The 16,501-nt window shown below is 60.5% G+C and carries 15 protein-coding genes; 2 read left to right on the top strand and 13 right to left on the bottom strand.

Features of this window, described 5'->3' with window-relative positions; all coding sequences use genetic code 11:
• Position 1 precedes the first annotated feature (1 nt).
• Positions 2–1,411 (top strand): FAD-binding oxidoreductase, encoded by a 1,410-nt coding sequence (locus tag ACQZ6F_RS00200; RefSeq protein ID WP_449095439.1) that lies wholly within the window; start codon positions 2–4, stop codon positions 1,409–1,411.
• Positions 1,408–1,989, top strand: a complete 582-nt coding sequence (locus ACQZ6F_RS00195; RefSeq protein ID WP_449095440.1) for an NAD(P)H-dependent oxidoreductase — start codon at positions 1,408–1,410, stop codon at positions 1,987–1,989. The genes ACQZ6F_RS00200 and ACQZ6F_RS00195 overlap by 4 nt, the downstream gene beginning before the upstream one ends.
• A gap of 91 nt (positions 1,990–2,080) precedes the next feature.
• On the opposite strand, the gene ACQZ6F_RS00190 is transcribed toward ACQZ6F_RS00195, so the two are convergent.
• The 13 genes from ACQZ6F_RS00190 to ACQZ6F_RS00130 all read right to left on the bottom strand — a co-directional run bounded on the left by ACQZ6F_RS00190 (position 2,081) and on the right by ACQZ6F_RS00130 (position 16,482).
• On the bottom strand, positions 2,081–3,760 hold the full coding sequence (locus ACQZ6F_RS00190) for an ABC transporter ATP-binding protein (RefSeq protein WP_449095441.1): 1,680 nt from the start codon (positions 3,758–3,760) through the stop codon (positions 2,081–2,083).
• Complete coding sequence (locus ACQZ6F_RS00185; RefSeq protein ID WP_077467222.1) at positions 3,757–4,701, bottom strand: acetamidase/formamidase family protein; 945 nt, start codon at positions 4,699–4,701, stop codon at positions 3,757–3,759. The genes ACQZ6F_RS00190 and ACQZ6F_RS00185 overlap by 4 nt, the downstream gene beginning before the upstream one ends.
• 76 nt (positions 4,702–4,777) lie before the next feature.
• Positions 4,778–6,397 (bottom strand): ABC transporter substrate-binding protein, encoded by a 1,620-nt coding sequence (locus ACQZ6F_RS00180; RefSeq protein ID WP_449095442.1) that lies wholly within the window; start codon positions 6,395–6,397, stop codon positions 4,778–4,780.
• Positions 6,398–6,423: 26 nt separating this feature from the next.
• Positions 6,424–7,344: an ABC transporter permease gene (locus ACQZ6F_RS00175; RefSeq protein WP_449095443.1), complete on the bottom strand. Its 921-nt coding sequence runs from the start codon at positions 7,342–7,344 to the stop codon at positions 6,424–6,426.
• Entirely contained in the window at positions 7,344–8,192 is an 849-nt protein-coding gene (locus ACQZ6F_RS00170; protein ID WP_174074534.1) for an ABC transporter permease, read from the bottom strand. The genes ACQZ6F_RS00175 and ACQZ6F_RS00170 overlap by 1 nt, the downstream gene beginning before the upstream one ends.
• Positions 8,192–8,773, bottom strand: coding sequence for an ANTAR domain-containing response regulator (locus ACQZ6F_RS00165; RefSeq protein ID WP_449095444.1), 582 nt, complete (start codon positions 8,771–8,773; stop codon positions 8,192–8,194). The genes ACQZ6F_RS00170 and ACQZ6F_RS00165 overlap by 1 nt, the downstream gene beginning before the upstream one ends.
• Complete coding sequence (locus ACQZ6F_RS00160; RefSeq protein WP_449095445.1) at positions 8,770–9,906, bottom strand: transporter substrate-binding protein; 1,137 nt, start codon at positions 9,904–9,906, stop codon at positions 8,770–8,772. The genes ACQZ6F_RS00165 and ACQZ6F_RS00160 overlap by 4 nt, the downstream gene beginning before the upstream one ends.
• A gap of 293 nt (positions 9,907–10,199) precedes the next feature.
• The gene (locus tag ACQZ6F_RS00155) at positions 10,200–11,552 is read right to left on the bottom strand and encodes an FAD/NAD(P)-binding protein (protein ID WP_077467228.1); all 1,353 of its coding nucleotides are present in this window, start codon (positions 11,550–11,552) and stop codon (positions 10,200–10,202) included.
• Positions 11,553–11,643: 91 nt separating this feature from the next.
• Complete coding sequence (locus ACQZ6F_RS00150; RefSeq protein WP_449095446.1) at positions 11,644–12,663, bottom strand: sulfate/molybdate ABC transporter ATP-binding protein; 1,020 nt, start codon at positions 12,661–12,663, stop codon at positions 11,644–11,646.
• On the bottom strand, positions 12,660–13,538 hold the full coding sequence (gene cysW, locus ACQZ6F_RS00145) for a sulfate ABC transporter permease subunit CysW (protein WP_449095447.1): 879 nt from the start codon (positions 13,536–13,538) through the stop codon (positions 12,660–12,662). The genes ACQZ6F_RS00150 and cysW overlap by 4 nt, the downstream gene beginning before the upstream one ends.
• A 2-nt stretch (positions 13,539–13,540) precedes the next feature.
• Entirely contained in the window at positions 13,541–14,362 is an 822-nt protein-coding gene (gene cysT, locus ACQZ6F_RS00140; protein ID WP_449095448.1) for a sulfate ABC transporter permease subunit CysT, read from the bottom strand.
• A gap of 79 nt (positions 14,363–14,441) precedes the next feature.
• Complete coding sequence (locus tag ACQZ6F_RS00135; protein ID WP_449095449.1) at positions 14,442–15,428, bottom strand: sulfate ABC transporter substrate-binding protein; 987 nt, start codon at positions 15,426–15,428, stop codon at positions 14,442–14,444.
• A gap of 244 nt (positions 15,429–15,672) precedes the next feature.
• Positions 15,673–16,482 carry a phosphate/phosphite/phosphonate ABC transporter substrate-binding protein gene (locus ACQZ6F_RS00130; RefSeq protein ID WP_449095450.1) on the bottom strand — a complete coding sequence of 270 codons (810 nt, stop codon included), beginning with the start codon at positions 16,480–16,482 and terminating at the stop codon, positions 15,673–15,675.
• Positions 16,483–16,501 lie beyond the last annotated feature (19 nt).

The raw sequence follows: 16,501 nt of genomic DNA, 5'->3' as shown, positions 1-16,501 counted from the left end.
AATGCCGGATTATCAGCGCATCAAGAAGGAACTCGAAGGCATCGCCATCGAAGACAATCCGGCGCTCGTGCGCCAGAAGAGCCGGGATTTCTATTGGTATTCGCCGATCCTCAAAGCCCAGCTCGACAATGTCACCGCCGATCTTGTCGTCACGCCGAAGACCGAGGAGGAGGTGATCCGCACCCTGAAGGTGGCCTATGCGCATGACGTGCCTGTCACGCCGCGCGGCGCCGGCACCGGCAATTACGGGCAGGCCATGCCGCTCTCCGGCGGCATCGTGCTCAACCTCGCCGCCATGAACAGGATCAAGGAAATCCATCCCGGCCGCATCGTCTGCGAACCCGGCATCGTCATCGCCGAGCTCGACCGCCAGACCAAGGCCCATTCCGGTCAGGAGCTGCGCTTCCACCCCTCGACCGCGCAAACGGCGACGATCGGCGGCTTCATCGCCGGCGGCTCCGGCGGTGTCGGTTCGATTACCTGGGGCGGCCTGCGCGATCTCGGCAATATTCTCCGGCTGCGCGTGGTGACGATGGAGGCCGAGCCCCGCGTCCTCGACCTCACAGGCTGGGACCTGACCAAGGTCAGCCATGCCTATGGCACGAACGGCATCATCACCGAGATCGAAATGCCCTTGGCGCCGGCCTATGACTGGGTCGACGTGCTGGTCGGCTACGATGATTTCATGGACGCCGTGCGCTTCTCCGACGCGCTTGCCAAATGCAACGGCATCCTCGTCAAGGAAATCGCGCCGATTGCGGCACCTATCCCGTATGAATATTTCACCCGCCACAAGCCCTATATTCGCGAAGGACAGTCGGTCGTGGCGCTGATGATCGCGCCGCACTCGATGGAACCCTTCGTAGCCTTCGCCGCGCAGCAGAGGGGCGAGATTACCTTCCGCTCCGACAAGGTGGAGAGCATGAAGGGCATCCCGCATGCCTATGAGCTTGCCTGGAACCACACGACGCTGCGCGCCATCAAGGTCGATCCCAGCATCACCTATTTGCAGGTACAATATCCGGGGCCGGATCATGTCGCCAAGGTGCAGAAGATGGTCGAGATCTTCGGCGACGAAGTACCCGGCCATCTCGAATTCATCAGGTTCGACGGCCAGATCCAGTGCGCCGGCCTGCCGCTGGTGCGCTACACCTCCGAGGCGCGGCTTGAAGAAATTATCAAAATCCACCAGGATCATGGCTGCCCGATCTTCAATCCGCACCGCTATACGCTGGAAGAAGGCGGCATGAAGCAGACGGATGCCGTCCAGCTCGCCTTTAAGAAGGAAACCGATCCGAAGGGCCTGCTCAATCCCGGCAAGATGATCGCCTGGGACAATCCGGACTTCGATTTCAAATCCGGCAAGAACTACCTCTTCCCGGGTCTGGCGGCGCTGATGGAGGCCTCATGAAGGTTCTCGTTCTTCATTCGCATCCGGTCGAGGAAAGTTTTGGCGGTGCGCTGCATCGCCAGACCATCGAGAGCCTCAAGGCCGCCGGCCATGAGGTCGACGACTGCAATCTCTATGCCGAGGGTTTCGACCCCGTGCTGTCCCGTCATGACCGCCTGATCTACCATGACTATCCCGAGAATACGGAGGCGCTAAAGTCCTATGTCGAGCGGCTGGAACGCACCGAGGCTCTGGTGATCGTCACGCCGGTCTGGAATTTCGGCTTTCCGGCCATTCTCAAAGGCTATTTCGACCGTGTCTGGCTTCCCGGCGTCTCCTTCGAACTCGTCGACGGCAAGGTGCGCTCCAAGCTGCAGCATATCCGCAAGCTCGGCGCAGTATTGACCTATGGTGCCGACCCTTTCCGCGCCTTCATCGCCGGCAATCCGCCGAAAAAAATCGTCAAGCGTGTGCTGCGGGCGCAGATCAAGCCCTTCGCTCCGGTCGTCTTCCTTGCTCACTACGACATGAACCGCTCGACCGACGAAACGAGAGGGCGCTTCCTCGAAAAGGTGAAGCAGGAAATGACGCGGTTCTGACAGTTGCGCCGATCGGCACGCATTGCCCCTGACAATGTCGATACCAAAGGCAAGGCCCGCTGAACGCATCCAGGCAAAGTTATAATATCGCTCAGCGCCCAACCCGATAGTAGGAGGGATCGGGGACCGGGACCGCGGCCATGAGGTCTTGCGTATAGTTGTCGCTGGGATTTTCGAACACCTGTCGGCGCGTGCCCATCTCAACGATCCGGCCGCCGCGCATGACAGCGACATGATGCGACATTTTCTCGATGACAGCCATATCGTGAGAAATGAACAGATAGGCGAGGCCCATCTGCTCCTGCAGCTCCAGCATCAGATCCAGAACGCGCGCCCGAACCGAGACATCGAGCGCCGCAACGCTTTCGTCGGCCACGATGAGTTTCGGTTCGAGCGCCAATGCCCGCGCGATGCAAATGCGTTGGCGCTGGCCGCCCGAGAATTCGTGGGGATAACGGCTTGCAGCGTCTGTCGTCAGCCCGACGCGCTTCAGCAGTGCGGCGACGCGGTCTTTTCGTTCGGAGGCATTGCCGACATTGTGGATGACGAGAGGCTCGGCTACCGCCGAACCGACGCTCATCCGCGGATCGAGCGAAGCGTAGGGATCCTGAAAGATCATCTGCGCGGCACGACGCGTTGGCTGCATTTTCGAAGGGGAGAGACCGCTGGTCTCGCGACCTTCGATTTTCACGCTGCCTGAAAAAGCAATAAGACTGAGAATCGCCTTGCCCGTTGTGGACTTGCCCGATCCGCTCTCCCCGACCAACCCGAGCGTTTGCCCCGCCTTGATCGCGAAAGAGACTTCGTTGACGGTCGGTGCGTTTTTTGCGCCCCTGCCGAACAATCCCGCTTTAGCACCATAGGTCACACTCAGCTTCTCCACCTCGAGGATGGAGGCAGCGGCTGGTGTCGCCTTCTTCGGCATATCCGAAACGCGCGGCGGCTCATCGGTGCCGGCATGCGCGCCGAGGCGCGGCACCGCAGCCAGCAATTCGCGTGTGTATGTCTGGCTTGGCGTACCGAAGATGGCAAGCGCATCGCCCTGCTCGACAATGCGGCCGTGCTGCATGATGGCGACGCGATCTGCCATTTCAGCCACCACGCCCATGTCATGGGTGATCAGCAGGATCGAGGTGTTGAATTCGTTGCGAAGCTCGCGCATCAGCGTCAGGATCTGCGCCTGCACGGTAACGTCCAGTGCAGTGGTCGGCTCATCGGCGATCAGCACCTTGGGACGGCAGGACAGAGCCATGGCGATCATGACGCGCTGGCGCATGCCGCCCGAAAGCTCATGCGGATATTGCTTCAGCCGCTTGGCGGCATCGTTGATCTGGACGGCGTCGAGCATCGATCTGGCAATCTGCACTGCGCCGCCTGCGGTGTCGGCCTGATGCTCGCGAATAGCTTCGACCAGTTGTTCGCCGATCGTCATCACCGGATTAAGCGAGGTCATCGGCTCCTGGAAAATCATCGCCACTTCGCCGCCGCGGATCTGGCGAAGTGCGCGATGCGGTATGCCAACGATATTGCGGCCTTCCAGCAGGATCTCGCCGGACGCGACCTTGAGCGAAGCCTTAGGCAGCAGGCCCATGATCGAAAGCGAGGTCACCGACTTTCCCGATCCGGACTCGCCCGCAAGGCAAAGCGTCTTGCCCGGCTCGAGGTCGAAGCTCACATCGTCGAGGATGCGCTTCAACCCTTCCGGCGTTCTGGCATCGACGCTCAGATTGCGGACGGAGAGAACCGCGGTGCGGTCGCTTTGAGTGGTCACGCGAAGACGATCCTTGGAAAGTAGAAGGAGACCACCCAGTTGGGCATGTCGACGATTTCGCTGATCCTCAGATCTCCGCAAACCGAGCAGAGCATGTAGGCATCGACGGGATTGAGGCCGTGCTCGGCGGTAAGAAGATCGATCATGCGCATGACCGCCTCTTGTGCGCCGGTCATCAGATCCGGGCCGATACCCGTTGTCACTTCGTAGCCGGCGCCATCGAGATGCCGCGTCACCGGCTCGGTGGTCGTAAAGCGCGGCGTCTTGAGGTTTGCGCCCTTCACCAGATCGAGGGTCAGTTCCACATTCATCTGGCTCTCGATTGCCGTGCCGCAGACTTCGCCATCGCCCTGGGCAGCATGCGTGTCGCCGACGGAAAAGAGCGCGCCTTCGGTTTCGATCGGCAGGTAGAGCGTGACGCCCGCCGTGAGATCGCGAATGTCCAGATTGCCACCGACACGACGGGGTGGCACGACGGAATGAAGACCGGGCTCGGCGGGTGCCACGCCAATCGTTCCGGCAAATGGCTTGAGCGGCACCCGACCGCCGGGCCCGAATGCGGACGGCGCCATCGTCACGCTATCGTATTTCCAGACGTGCAGAGCCGGTTCCTTGAACTGGTCGGCCAGAAGGCCGAAGCCGGGAATATTGGCCGTCCAGCCGTGGCCGGTCGGGTGGAATTTGCGGATCGTCACCTTGAGAGCGTCACCCGGCTGAGCGCCTTCCACATAGACCGGACCGGAGACCGGATTGATCTTGCCGAAATCCAGATTTGCAAGCGTTTCCAGCGTAGCGTCGGCACCCAGCTGCCCGCCCGATGAATCTAGGCATTCGAACAGGATGGTTTCGCCGGCCTTGGCCGTCAGCGCCGGCGGAAAGTCCTTGTTCCAGCCGAAATTATGCTGTGCGCGATGAATGGTGTGGGTGCAGGCGATGCACATGATGGTCTCCGGGTTCAAATCCGCTGGCGATCATCTCCCCCGCGCACTGCGAGGGAGATGGCTTGGTCTCTTTGACTTATTGCTTCACGAAGATCGCGTCGTAGTTGATGACGCGGGTCGGATCGACATAGATGCTGCCCGAACCACCCATGCGCGGCGACTTGGCAACCACGCGGCGCTCGTTGATCACAGGCACCCATGGAGCATCCGCCATGATGTCGGTGAAGATCTTGCCCCAGGCAGCCTGGCGTTCGACGACCTTGGCCGGGTCCGACATGGAGTCGGCGGCGACGGCGCGCTCGTCAAGAGCCTTGTTGCAATACCACGACCAGTTCCAACCGCCGGGAACGGCACCGGAGCAGCCGAGGATCGGACCATAGAAGTTGGACGGATCCGGGAAGTCGGCGATCCAGGCCATGCCGCCGGACCAGATCATCGGCGCTTCGCCTTCGGTGCCCCCGGCGGAGATGACATTGGCTTGCGCAAGCGCGCGTACTTCAGCCTTGATGCCGACAGCTGCCAGATCCTGCTGGATCGATTGGGCGATGCGCGGCTGCGGATCAGTATTGGTGGAATAGAGCACCGTCGAGAAACCATCGGCATAGCCGGCTTCGGCAAGCAGCGCCTTGGCCTTCTTCACGTCATAGGCAAAGCCCTGAAACGACTTGTCGTATCCCGGCATCAGCGGTGGCAGGACTTGATTTGCCGGCGTTGCACGGCCATTCAGGATGCGCGTGATTCGGTCCTTGTTGACAGCCATGTTGACCGCTTCGCGGACCTTCAGATTGTCGAACGGCTTCACCCGGGTGTTGAGCGTAATGTAGCCCGTGTGAAGCTGCTCGCCGTCGACGATCATGTTCGCGCCATCGGGAGAGTTCTTGATCTCCAGGAACTTCGCCGGCGGTATGCCGTCGCCGACGATATCGACCTCCCCCTTCTGCAGCCGCAGCAACGCCACCAGCGGCTCCTGGCCGACTTCAACGGTGAAACTGTCGACGTGCGGAACATCCTTGGCGAAATAATCCTTGTTGCGCTCGAAGACGAGCTTCTGGCCGATAGTCCAGTCCTTCAGGACGAAGGTGCCGGAGCCGACCGGCTTCTTGCCGAAATCGCCGTTCGCAGCCTCGACGGCCTCCTTCGGCACGACGGAGGCGAAGTTGATCGCCAGCACATGCAGGAAGGTTGCATCCGGGCGGCTCAGATGGAAGACGACGGTACTTGCATCAGGCGCTTCGATGCCGGGAAGATTGTCGGCCTTGCCGGCCGACATGTCGTCATAGCCCTTGATCGCGCCGAAGAAACCGGCGCCGGGACCCTGTGTCTTCGGATTGACTGCGCGCTCGATCGAATATTTGACGTCGGAGGCGACGACTTCACGGCCGTTCGAGAACTTCACGCCCTTGCGCAGCTTGAAAGTATAGGTCTGGCCGTCGGGCGAGACGGTGAAGCTTTCGGCGAGCGACGGGACCAGCTTTGCCGTACCGGGCTCATAGTCCATCAGCCGCGAGAACAGGCTCTTGATCATCGACCAGTTCACCCAGTCGTAGCCGATGGCCGGGTCGAGCGTCGTGATATCGTCCTTGTAGGTAACGATGATGTCGCCGCCCTGCTTGGGCTGATCGGATGCGTGAGCCGCCAATGGCATAAAGGCGAGGACGGCGGCTGTCGTCGTTCTGAGTAACCAGCTTTTGAACATAGGTTAGTTCCCCTTCTTGGTATGATTCAATGCGAGCGGATACGTGGATCGATAAGTGGCGCGATGAGGTCGGCAACGAGATTGCCGAGAATGATGGCCAGCGCCGAGGTGAGCGTGACGCCCATGATGATCGGGATGTCGACCTGCTGGATCGCTTGCCACGCAAGCTGCCCGATCCCCGGCCAGCCGAAGACGGCTTCCACCACCACAACGCCACCCATGAACTGGCCGATATCGATGCCGATCATGGCGATGACGGGCAGGATCGCGTTGGGCAACGCATGGCGCAGAATGATGCGGCGTCCGGACAGGCCCTTTGCGCGTGCCGTGCGGATGAAGTCCTGGTTCAGCACGTCGATCATCGCCGAGCGAACCATGCGGGCATACCAGCCGGCGCCGAGCAACCCGAGCGTGGCGGCCGGCAGCACGATATTGGAGAAGCTGCCGTAACCGCTCATCGGAAACCAGCCGAGCGTCGCGGCGAAAAGATAGAGCAGGAGCAATGCCACGACGAATTGCGGCGCAGATACCCCGACGAATGCGGAGGCCATCACCAGGCGGTCGGTTGGGCCGCCGCGATCGAGCGCTGCGATGATGCCGAGCGTCAGCCCGAGCAGCACCTCGACTAAGATGCCCGCGGCCATCAAGGTGATCGTGGCCGGCAGGCGCGCCAGGATCAGCGTCATAACTTGCGTCTTCTGGGCATAGGAACGCCCGAGATCGCCGTGCAGCAGGCCGTTCAGATAGTGCAGGAACTGCGTTAGGAGCGATTGGTCGAGGCCAAGTTCGCGGCGAATATTGTCCACCGTCTGCGGTGTGGCGCTGCGGCCGGCGATCATGCGCGCCGGATCCGCCGGCAGCGCATAGAGTAGGACGAAGGTGATGGCGGCGACGCCGAGAAGGATGAGCGCCGATTGAACGAGGCGCTTTGCGAGAACGTTCAGCATCAGCCTCTACCCCGCTGGGTCGGATCGAGAATATCGCGCAGTGCGTCGCCGACGAGATTGAAGGCAAGAGCCGTCAGCAGAATGACTGCGCCGGGGAAGAAGACGAGCCAGGGGGCTGCCTGGAAATAGCTCTGGCTTTCGAAGATGATGTTGCCCCAGGACGGTTGCGGCGGCTGGACCCCGACGCCCAGGAACGAGAGCGTCGCTTCCAGAAGAACGGTCGTGGCGATGCCGAGTGTCCCCCAGACGATGGCTGTGGGCACTAGGTGCGGCAAGATATGCAGGATGACGATACGGATGCGGCCGGCGCCAAGCGCCCGCTCGGCCATGATGAAGTCCCGCTCCACCAGTCCGCGGGTTTCTGTATAGACGATACGGGCCACCTGAACCCAGTTTACCAGCGCGATGACCATGACGACGATCCAGAGACTAGGCTTCAGGATAGCGGCGAGCACGATGGCCAGCAGCAATGCGGGAAAGGCCATCATCAGGTCTGTAAAGCGCATCAGCACGCTGCCGGCCCAGCCGCGCAGATAGCCGGCCATGACGCCGACGAAGAGGCCGATCGCGACCGCAACGCCATTGGCCACCAGACCGATGATTAATGATGTCCTCGCCCCAAACAGCAGCCGCGAAAAAAGATCACGCCCGAGCGTATCGGTGCCGAGCAGGAACTGGCCGCCCGGCGGTATCGGCGCACCCTCCAGCGTAAGGCCATCGAACATCTGATTATCGGGGTCGAAGGGCGCAAGCCATGGTGCGGCGAGCGCCATCGCGACGACGGCCACGACGATGATGAGACCGAACAGCCCCGCGGGCTGCCGGCAAAGTTCCTTGAGCACCCGCATCAGCCGACCTCGGACAGGGTTTCGGAGCCGACGAGAAAGAAGGCGGCGATCTGTTCGACCGGGAGACGCCGGCGCATGGCGCAGTTTCTCAATATGGCATAGGCGCATTCGTCGTCGATGTGACGCTCGGCCTTCAGCCGCTCGATTGCCGAATAGACGACAGGACGCAGCTTCAGGCGCTCCTCCAGATGGGCGATGCGGCCGGCTGCCTTGATGCGCTCTTCATGGATGGAGACGGCCAGCACAAGCGCGGGGAAGACGGCCGATGCCATCACCGGCTTCGGAATGATCGCGCCGGCACCCTGACGCATGGCCCAGGCGATGCGGCCCGGCGCTTCCGAACCGAGCACGGCAACCACGGGCCGCAGCGGCTTGTCGCCACTCCACGGGATGAGCTCATCCCAGCCCCGATCGACGTCAACGATGACGACATCGGGCAGATCGCTTGTCGCGATGGGCTTCCATTGGCGGTTCACCCGCATGCCGAGAACGATGAGCTGGCGGTTCAGCCTCTCGGTATTCGTATCTTCCTCGGCGAGGATCGTGACGTGCCATCCGGCGAAATTGGGCGTGCCGTTCATGACTGCACCACCCGAAGATGCCGGGCAGGCTTCTGCCTGCTGGTGATCAGATAGGGATCGGCGGGAATGGCCTGCTCCGAGGCGATGAGATCGAATCCCTGCTGCGCATTGATCCGCCCGAGATAGAAGGGTAACGCGGCGTGGTTTGTCGTCGGATCGACAACAAGGTCACCGAGAACTGACGGCCATGAGCGTGAGATGACTTCCTGCCTGACCATAACGGGATCGTCACTGCCGCAGGCTTCGATCGCGGCGATGCAAAGGGCGACGGCGGTATAGGAGCTGGCAAAGATGGTGGAAACCTTGCCGATTTCCGGGTGCCATGCGTTGAGGCGGGATTTGAAGGCAAGATTCTCGCTGGAGTTCAGACCGTCGAAATAGGAAAGCGCCGAAAGCTGTCCCACCGCCCCACCTGCGATATCGGCCAGCTCGCATTCCGTCAGATCGCAGCTCGCAACCGGGCAGTTTTCCGGCAGGAAGTGAGGGTCGCGCTTGCCGAGTTCACCGATGGCAGCGAGGAAGGCGTAGCTCGACGGGCCGATCAGATTGTTGAGGATGAAGCTCGGCCGCTTTTCGGCGATATCGGCAATGATACGCTCGACCGCGGTCTCTTCCAGCGGCAGATAGCGCTCGCCGAGAATGCTCCCCCCGGCATTGACGATCAGCTCGCGGGCGAGCCGGTTCATTTCCCAACCCCATACGTAATTCGCCCCGACGAGATAGGGTCTCGAGCCGTGACGAGGGATGAGATGCTCGAATAACGGAATGAGATGCTGGTTCGGACATGCGCCGATATAGATGACGTTTTCGTTGGCCTCGAACCCCTCATAGGGGCACATATACCAAAGCAGGCCATCATGCTTCTCGACCAGCGGAATGACTTCCTTGCGGGCGGCCGAGGTGATGGTGCCGACAATATGCCGGCAACCGCTATCACGCATCAGGCTGCGCGCGCCTTCGAGATAGGCGGCAAGGTCGGCATGCGGATCAAAGAAGACGAGCTCTGCCTTCCCGCCGCCATTCTGGTGATAGTCGTGAAGCGCGAATTCGGCGCCGAGCCGGGCCTCGCGGCCAAGCGAGCCATATGGCCCCGTGGTCGAGTAGAGAATGCCGATCTTCACGACGTCTTGCATCGAAACCCCAAAAATAAAAAATCCCACAACGCGGGTCCCGGAAACCGGGGCGTTGTGGGGCGCTATTGCCCTTCGACGAACGAAGTCATGTCAATAAGACGAGCGAATATGCTCATATCTTGAGCGTGATTAAAATACGGTCATTCCCGCTTTGTCAATGCGGCCGTTATCGTTTCTTGCTGCTGCTGATGCCAGCCGCAAGTTGTGGTGCACAACCCGTCCAAGGATGGGAAACGCCGCCGCCCTTTCGAATTGACTGCCGAGAGTTGCCTCTGCTGAAAGCCTCGAAGGTTTCACTGCACGCCGCCGGCAATCGCCTGCCCGACTTTTCTGGCCTGTACACGAATATCCGGTACGGCGGTAATCTCCCAGAATTGGCCTGCCGTCAGAGCGCCGACGGCGTAGATGGCGGGGCCGCTGCTTGTCGAGCGCGGGATGCGCGATTGGGCGTCGACAGTGATCCCAAGGTTCAACGGATCGGCCTCGATCAGTCCCTGATGCTGCATCTCGCGCAACAGCGGCGAATGCGAGATACCTGCCCGCTCCATGCCGGTGCAATTGACGACCCAATCCGCCTCGAGCGACGAGATATCGCTTCGTCCTCTCGGACGATAGCGCAGCGTCAGACCATTGGAGCCCTCGACATCAAGCAGATAGCCGGCGCGGATCGAGACCTGCCCGCTTCTTATCATCGAGTCGAACTTCCCGAAAACATCGGGCGCGACGCGATGGCGATGAATATTCCACCACGGCAATGCATGGCGCAGAAACCGCCGCCGCTCGACTTCAGGCAACCTCAGCCAAAGCGCCTGGGTCTTCGGGCGCAACCCATCCATGACGCTCCGCCAATCGCCGGAGGTCCGGCTTTGCTGACGTAGAGCGTGCAGAAGCTCGCTCATTCGTGTCGGCAATGCAGCAACGTCGATTTCCATTGCCAGCTTTGGCGCCCTGACGTGATCGAGCGGTGCGAGACCACGGCGCGACAGCACCGTGACTTTTCCGGTGAACCCGTGCGCCGACAGAGCCAGGACTTGGTCGATCATGGTGAGGCCGGAACCCAGAATGCAAACCCTGTCCGTCGCTTCCACACGCCTCAACCAAGAGAGCCGCCAGGGATTTTTGACGACATGCGCCAGCGCGCGCGGGGACAATGCCGAGAGATCGATTGGCAATTTGGCATTTCCGACGCCGAGACAGAGTACAATATTCCGGCCCGCGATCTCATTGCCATTATCCAGCAGAAAGCCGATCACCGTCCCGTAGCGCTCGACACAACCAGTTGCCTTCGCTTTGATGAAATCGACCCGGCAACGCGGCTTCTTGTGGCGCAGAAGCTCCGCCAGACTATCGCGAATATAGAGGCCATAGTCCTGACGCGATGCGAAATCGCCGGCTCCGAGCGGCCGCTTGCGCTCACGCAGCCATTCAACGAAATTGTCCGGCCTGTCCGGATAGAGGCTCATGCGGCCAGCCGGCACGTTCAGCCGATGCAGGTAGAGCTCGGTGCGATAGGCCGTTCCCCTTCCAAAGCCGGGATCGTCGCCGACAATGGCGATCGACGCGGAAGCAGGCAGGAGTTCGACAAGATTGCAGACAGTCGCGATCGCAGAGAAACCCGAGCCTACGATCACGGCATCATAGATCATTGAATGTCCTTCTCCGTCTTCGCGGACCACATGACCCTATAATTTAGGACGCCACGCTGTTCGGGCCAGCCCTCAAGCCAACGCGACCGCCCTACGCCGGGAAAACCTTGGCCCGTCGGAATTGGACAAAACCATCCTCGCCGGCTTCGACCGCCCTCTCCGGCTCGACGTCGAATTCCAGCTGTTCTCCGTTCCGGGTCGTCACCAAGACGCGGCGTCCATCGACCCGATCGAGAACCCGGCCAACATGGGCTGGAATCCCCGGTCCTTCTTCGGACCAGATGAGATCCGCGGGGCGAGCGTGGATCTCCGCCTTGCCGTTGGGCAGGCCGGAGGCTGCAATCGCTACGTCGCCAACATGGGCGGCACCGTCGCGCACCTCCGCGGCAATGACATTGGTATCGCCCAGAAAGCGCATGACGAAAGCCGATTTCGGATCTCGGCAGACCTCTCCAGGCGTACCCTGCTGAACGATCTGGCCGTCTTTCAGAACAACGACCCGGTCGGCGAGATCAAGCGCCTCTTCCTGATCATGCGTGACGAACAGCGTCGTGATCCCCAGCTCGGAATGGATTTCCCGCAGCCAGCGCCGAAGATCGCGGCGAACATTGGCGTCAAGCGCGCCAAACGGTTCGTCGAGCAGCAGAACCTTGGGGTCGACAGCCAGAGCGCGGGCAAGCGCTACACGCTGCCGCTGGCCGCCGGAAATTTGCGCCGGAAAGCGTTCGGCAAGTCCGTCGAGCCGCACCAGACGCAGGAGCTCGGCAACCCGCGCGTCCACAGCTGCCTTTTCGCGCTTCACCTTCGAGACCTTCAGTCCGAAAGCGATGTTCTGCGCGATCGTCATGTGCGGGAAGAGCGCGTAGTGCTGGAATACGAAACCGACGCCCCGGTCGCGGACCGGAATGTCGGTCGCATCCTGCTCACCGAAATAGATATGGCCTCCGTCAGCATATTCCAGGCCGGCGACCATGCGCAGGATCGTCGTCTTGCCGGAGCCGGACGGCCCGAGCAATGCGACGAGCTCGCCGCTCTCGATCGTCAGCGATACATCCCGCACCGCCCGAAAGGTCTCGAAGGTTTTGACAACATGCTCGAGGCGAATTTTCATGATGCTTTCTCTGCGGAATTGACGGCGGCGCGGGCCCGGCCAGCGCCCTGACGCTCCAGCGCTACCTTGGCAATGATGGTAAAGACGGCAATGATTGCGAGGATGGAGGCGGCGGCGAAGGCGCCTGCCGCCTGATAATCATGGTAGAGCAATTCGATGTGCAGCGGCAATGTGTTGGTCTCGCCGCGAATATTGCCCGACACGACCGAGACCGCACCGAACTCCCCCATGACGCGAGCATTGCAGAGCACGACGCCGTAAAGCAGCGCCCATTTTATGTTCGGCAGGGTGACGGCGAAAAAAGTGCGCCAGCCGGAAGCCCCGAGCGAAGTCGCAGCCTCTTCAAGGTCACGGCCCTGCGCCTGCATCAGCGGGATCAATTCACGCGCCACGAAGGGCGCCGTGACGAACATCGAGGCCAAGATAATGCCGGGAACCGCGAAGAGGATCTTTATGCCATACTCTTCCAGCGTTGGGCCCAATATGCCCTGCAGGCCATATACGAAGAGATAGGCGACACCCGCGACGATCGGCGACACCGAGAAGGGTATTTCGATCACCACAAGCAGAAGCCGCTTTCCCCAGAAATCGAATTTCGTAATCGCCCAGGCCGCAGCGATGCCGAAGACGGTGTTGACGGGAACGGCAATCAGCGCGGTCACCACCGTCAGTATGATGGCACTGACGGTATCGGAATGAACGATCGCCGCAACATAGACCTGCCATCCCTTGGAAAGGGCTTCGACGGCGATGACAATGAGCGGTGCCAGAATGAGGAGACCCGCAAGGATCAGCACCACGGCAATCAGGCTGCGCCGGAAAACAGGCTGGTCGCCGACGCGTGGCGGCTTTCGGCGAGTTTGAGCGACACTCATGGTCAGTTCCTCACCGTGTAGCGCAGCGCGCGCGCCTGCAGCCAGTTGGTAACCGCGAGCATCACGAAAGCAGCGAGAAGCAGCACGGACGCGATAGCGGCAGCGGCCACGTAGTCATATTCTTCCAGCCGGATGAAAATCAGCAGCGAGGTGATCTCCGTCGACATCGGCTGGTTGCCGGCGATGAAGATGATCGCGCCGAATTCGCCGAGGCAGCGGGCAAAGGAAAGCGATACGCCGGCAAGGAGCGCCGGCGTCAGCAACGGCAGGATCACCTTGCGGAAAATCTCCCAGTCGGAACCACCGAGCGATTGTGCCGCCTCCTCCAGTGCCGGATCGAGATCTTCCAAGACAGGCTGCACCGTCCGCACGATGAAGGGCAGCGACGTAAAGCACATGGCGATGGCGATACCGAGCGGGGTATAGGCGACCTTGATACCGATCTGGCTCAGCAGGGAGCCGAACCAGCCATTGGGCGCAAACAAGGCTGTCAGTGAAATGCCGGCAACGGCCGTTGGCAGCGCAAAAGGCAGATCGACCATAGCATCGAGGATGCGTCTGCCGGGAAATCGATAGCGGGTGAGCACCCAGGCAAGCGCCAAACCAAAGAAGAGATTGAAGACAGTTGCCCCAAAAGCCGAAGAAACCGTAACGCGATAGCTCGCAAGCGCGCGCGGGGAAGAAACGACACGCCAGTAGTCCTCGAAGCCCAGGCTCCCCGTTTTAAAGACAAGCGCGGCCAGAGGCAGAACGACGATGAGCCCCACATAGAAAAGGGTGACACCGAGCGACAGCGGCAATCCCGGAAGGATATTCCGTCTCAACCTGCTATTTCCTTTTATGGCAAAGCCCGGCAGGACCGAAGTCCGCCGGGCGATATCAAAAGCGAATTCCAATCAGGAGTTAGCGGCTGCCATAAAGCTTGTCGAGCGTGCCGCCCGAGGCAAAGTGTTCCTTCTGGACTTTTTCCCAGCCACCGAAGACATCATCCACCTTGACCAGGCGGATATCGGGGAATTGGCCCTTCACCTCGGCGGCGACCTTTTCGTTGTTGACCCGATTGCCGAATTCGGCGGCAATCCGCTGGCCCGCTTCGCTGTAGAGGAAGTCCAGATAGGACTTCGCAAGCTCCTCGGTACCATGTTTCTTGGCGACCTTATCGACAACGGCGACCGGAAACTCCGCGAGCAGGCTCACCGATGGTATGACGCTTTCGACCTTGTCCTTGCCGTATTGCCTGACGATGCCGCGGGTCTCGGCCTCAAACGTGATCAGCACATCGCCCGTCTCACGCTCGACGAAAGTCGTCGTGGCAGCGCGGCCACCCGTATCGAAGACGGGAACATTGTTGAAGATCTTGGTGATGTAGGCCTCGATCTTCCCCTGATCGCCGTTATAGGCCTCTTTCGCCCAGGCGTAGGCGGCAAGGTAGGTATAGCGGGAATTGCCTGATGTTTTCGGGTTGGGGAAAACGGCGTGAACATCGTCACGAGCAAGATCGCCCCAATCCTTGATGTTCTTCGGGTTGCCGGCGCGCACGAGGAATGACGGGAAGGAATAGAACGGAGACGCATTGTTCGGGAAGGCCTTGGTCCAGTCCTTCGACACAAATCCGTTCTTGGCGAGGAAATCGATATCCGTCGACTGATTGAAGGTCACGACGTCGGCTTCCAGCCCCTCCACGATCGAGCGGGCCTGCTTGGATGTCCCGGCATGCGATTGATCGATGGTGACGCCGGGATGCTGCTTGATGAAAGCCTCGTTCTCGGCGGCAAAGAGCTCGCGGGAAACATCGTAGGAGGCGTTCAGCAGTTTCGTCGGCTGCTGCGCCAATGTCGGGCCAGCAAGGAGGGCGGCAAATGCGGTGCCGAGGATAAGTAGGCGGATCATGCATGTCTCCGGTCATTTATGTCATGCGGGAAACTACCGATACGTGCATCGGATCGCGAGGAACACTGCACCCTACTTCCGCTCAACCTTAGAAATTTTGTCCGCTTTATGCTGTAATTCGCGCAGCTCTTGCCGAGCTTGTATCAGTCAAGCCGAGACGAAAAGGCAGAGCCTTTCTCGATTTTCATTTCGCTCGACGCCGATAGCATCGGATAGATCATCCCTTTCGACGCGAAAAATGAGGCTAGGCGATCTCGGGATAACCCATGCGCGCCGCTTCGCGCCCAAGGTCCAGCAGTGGCTGATAGTCAGCATCTTCCAGCACGCTGAACTTTCTGAGCCCTAGGGTATCGCGCACCTCGTCCATTCGGCGATCATCGGCGACGGCCGCCAATACCGCGCGCAAGATCGAAAGCTCCTCGTCGGTTGCCGTGGCGCGCGTGATGTAGGGCAGCCCCGGCCCCTTCGGCGTTTCCGCGATAATGCGGACACCCTCAACCAAACGAGGCTCGAAGCGCAGAATGTTCCCATAGGTTATGCAATCGATCGAGGCGACATCCGCAAGGCCGCTACTGACGAACCTCAAGCTTGCATTGTGGCTTCCTGTCTCGACAACAGAGGAAAAGAAACGTCCATTTTCCGCGTGAGGAGCAACAAGCGCACGAAAAAGGTTGGTTCCGGAATTGCTTTCGGGATGATTGATCGCCGCGCGAGCGCCCCTCAGATCCGCAAGCGTCTGAAACCTGGATTCTTTCGGCACGACGACAAAGCTGCATTTGAGAGGGCCGACACAGCCCGGATAATCATACTCCGGTGTCGCGACGAGACGAACACGGCCGCGAAGTCGCAGCACATAGGGGTAGCCGCAGGTCTGGGATAAAAGCAGGTTCGGCTGAAGCCAGGCATCATCGTGCCGCACCAGCTTATCAAGCCTGTCGGGTACGTGTCGCAGTCCCGCGGCGCGAAGCCCGTCCCGGATGTACGCCCATAGGAGATCGGTCGCCTCCTCAAGGGCCGGCGGACTGGCATACATGGCAAGACTGGCGAGAGACATGGATGGCAGCTTTCATAAA

The sequence above is a fragment of the Rhizobium sp. A22-96 genome, assembly GCF_053521805.1.
This window is presented reverse-complemented; position numbering and strand designations above follow the sequence as displayed.

Coding starts and splice junctions, on each gene's coding strand:
- ACQZ6F_RS00200 (WP_449095439.1), top strand. CDS start 2: ATGCCGGATTATCAGCGCATCAAGAAGGAACTCGAAGGCATCGCCATC.
- ACQZ6F_RS00195 (WP_449095440.1), top strand. CDS start 1,408: ATGAAGGTTCTCGTTCTTCATTCGCATCCGGTCGAGGAAAGTTTTGGC.
- ACQZ6F_RS00185 (WP_077467222.1), bottom strand. CDS start 4,701: ATGTGCATCGCCTGCACCCACACCATTCATCGCGCACAGCATAATTTC.
- ACQZ6F_RS00180 (WP_449095442.1), bottom strand. CDS start 6,397: ATGTTCAAAAGCTGGTTACTCAGAACGACGACAGCCGCCGTCCTCGCC.
- ACQZ6F_RS00175 (WP_449095443.1), bottom strand. CDS start 7,344: ATGCTGAACGTTCTCGCAAAGCGCCTCGTTCAATCGGCGCTCATCCTT.
- ACQZ6F_RS00170 (WP_174074534.1), bottom strand. CDS start 8,192: ATGCGGGTGCTCAAGGAACTTTGCCGGCAGCCCGCGGGGCTGTTCGGT.
- ACQZ6F_RS00165 (WP_449095444.1), bottom strand. CDS start 8,773: ATGAACGGCACGCCCAATTTCGCCGGATGGCACGTCACGATCCTCGCC.
- ACQZ6F_RS00160 (WP_449095445.1), bottom strand. CDS start 9,906: ATGCAAGACGTCGTGAAGATCGGCATTCTCTACTCGACCACGGGGCCA.
- ACQZ6F_RS00155 (WP_077467228.1), bottom strand. CDS start 11,552: ATGATCTATGATGCCGTGATCGTAGGCTCGGGTTTCTCTGCGATCGCG.
- ACQZ6F_RS00150 (WP_449095446.1), bottom strand. CDS start 12,663: ATGAAAATTCGCCTCGAGCATGTTGTCAAAACCTTCGAGACCTTTCGG.
- cysW (WP_449095447.1), bottom strand. CDS start 13,538: ATGAGTGTCGCTCAAACTCGCCGAAAGCCGCCACGCGTCGGCGACCAG.
- ACQZ6F_RS00135 (WP_449095449.1), bottom strand. CDS start 15,428: ATGATCCGCCTACTTATCCTCGGCACCGCATTTGCCGCCCTCCTTGCT.
- ACQZ6F_RS00130 (WP_449095450.1), bottom strand. CDS start 16,482: ATGTCTCTCGCCAGTCTTGCCATGTATGCCAGTCCGCCGGCCCTTGAG.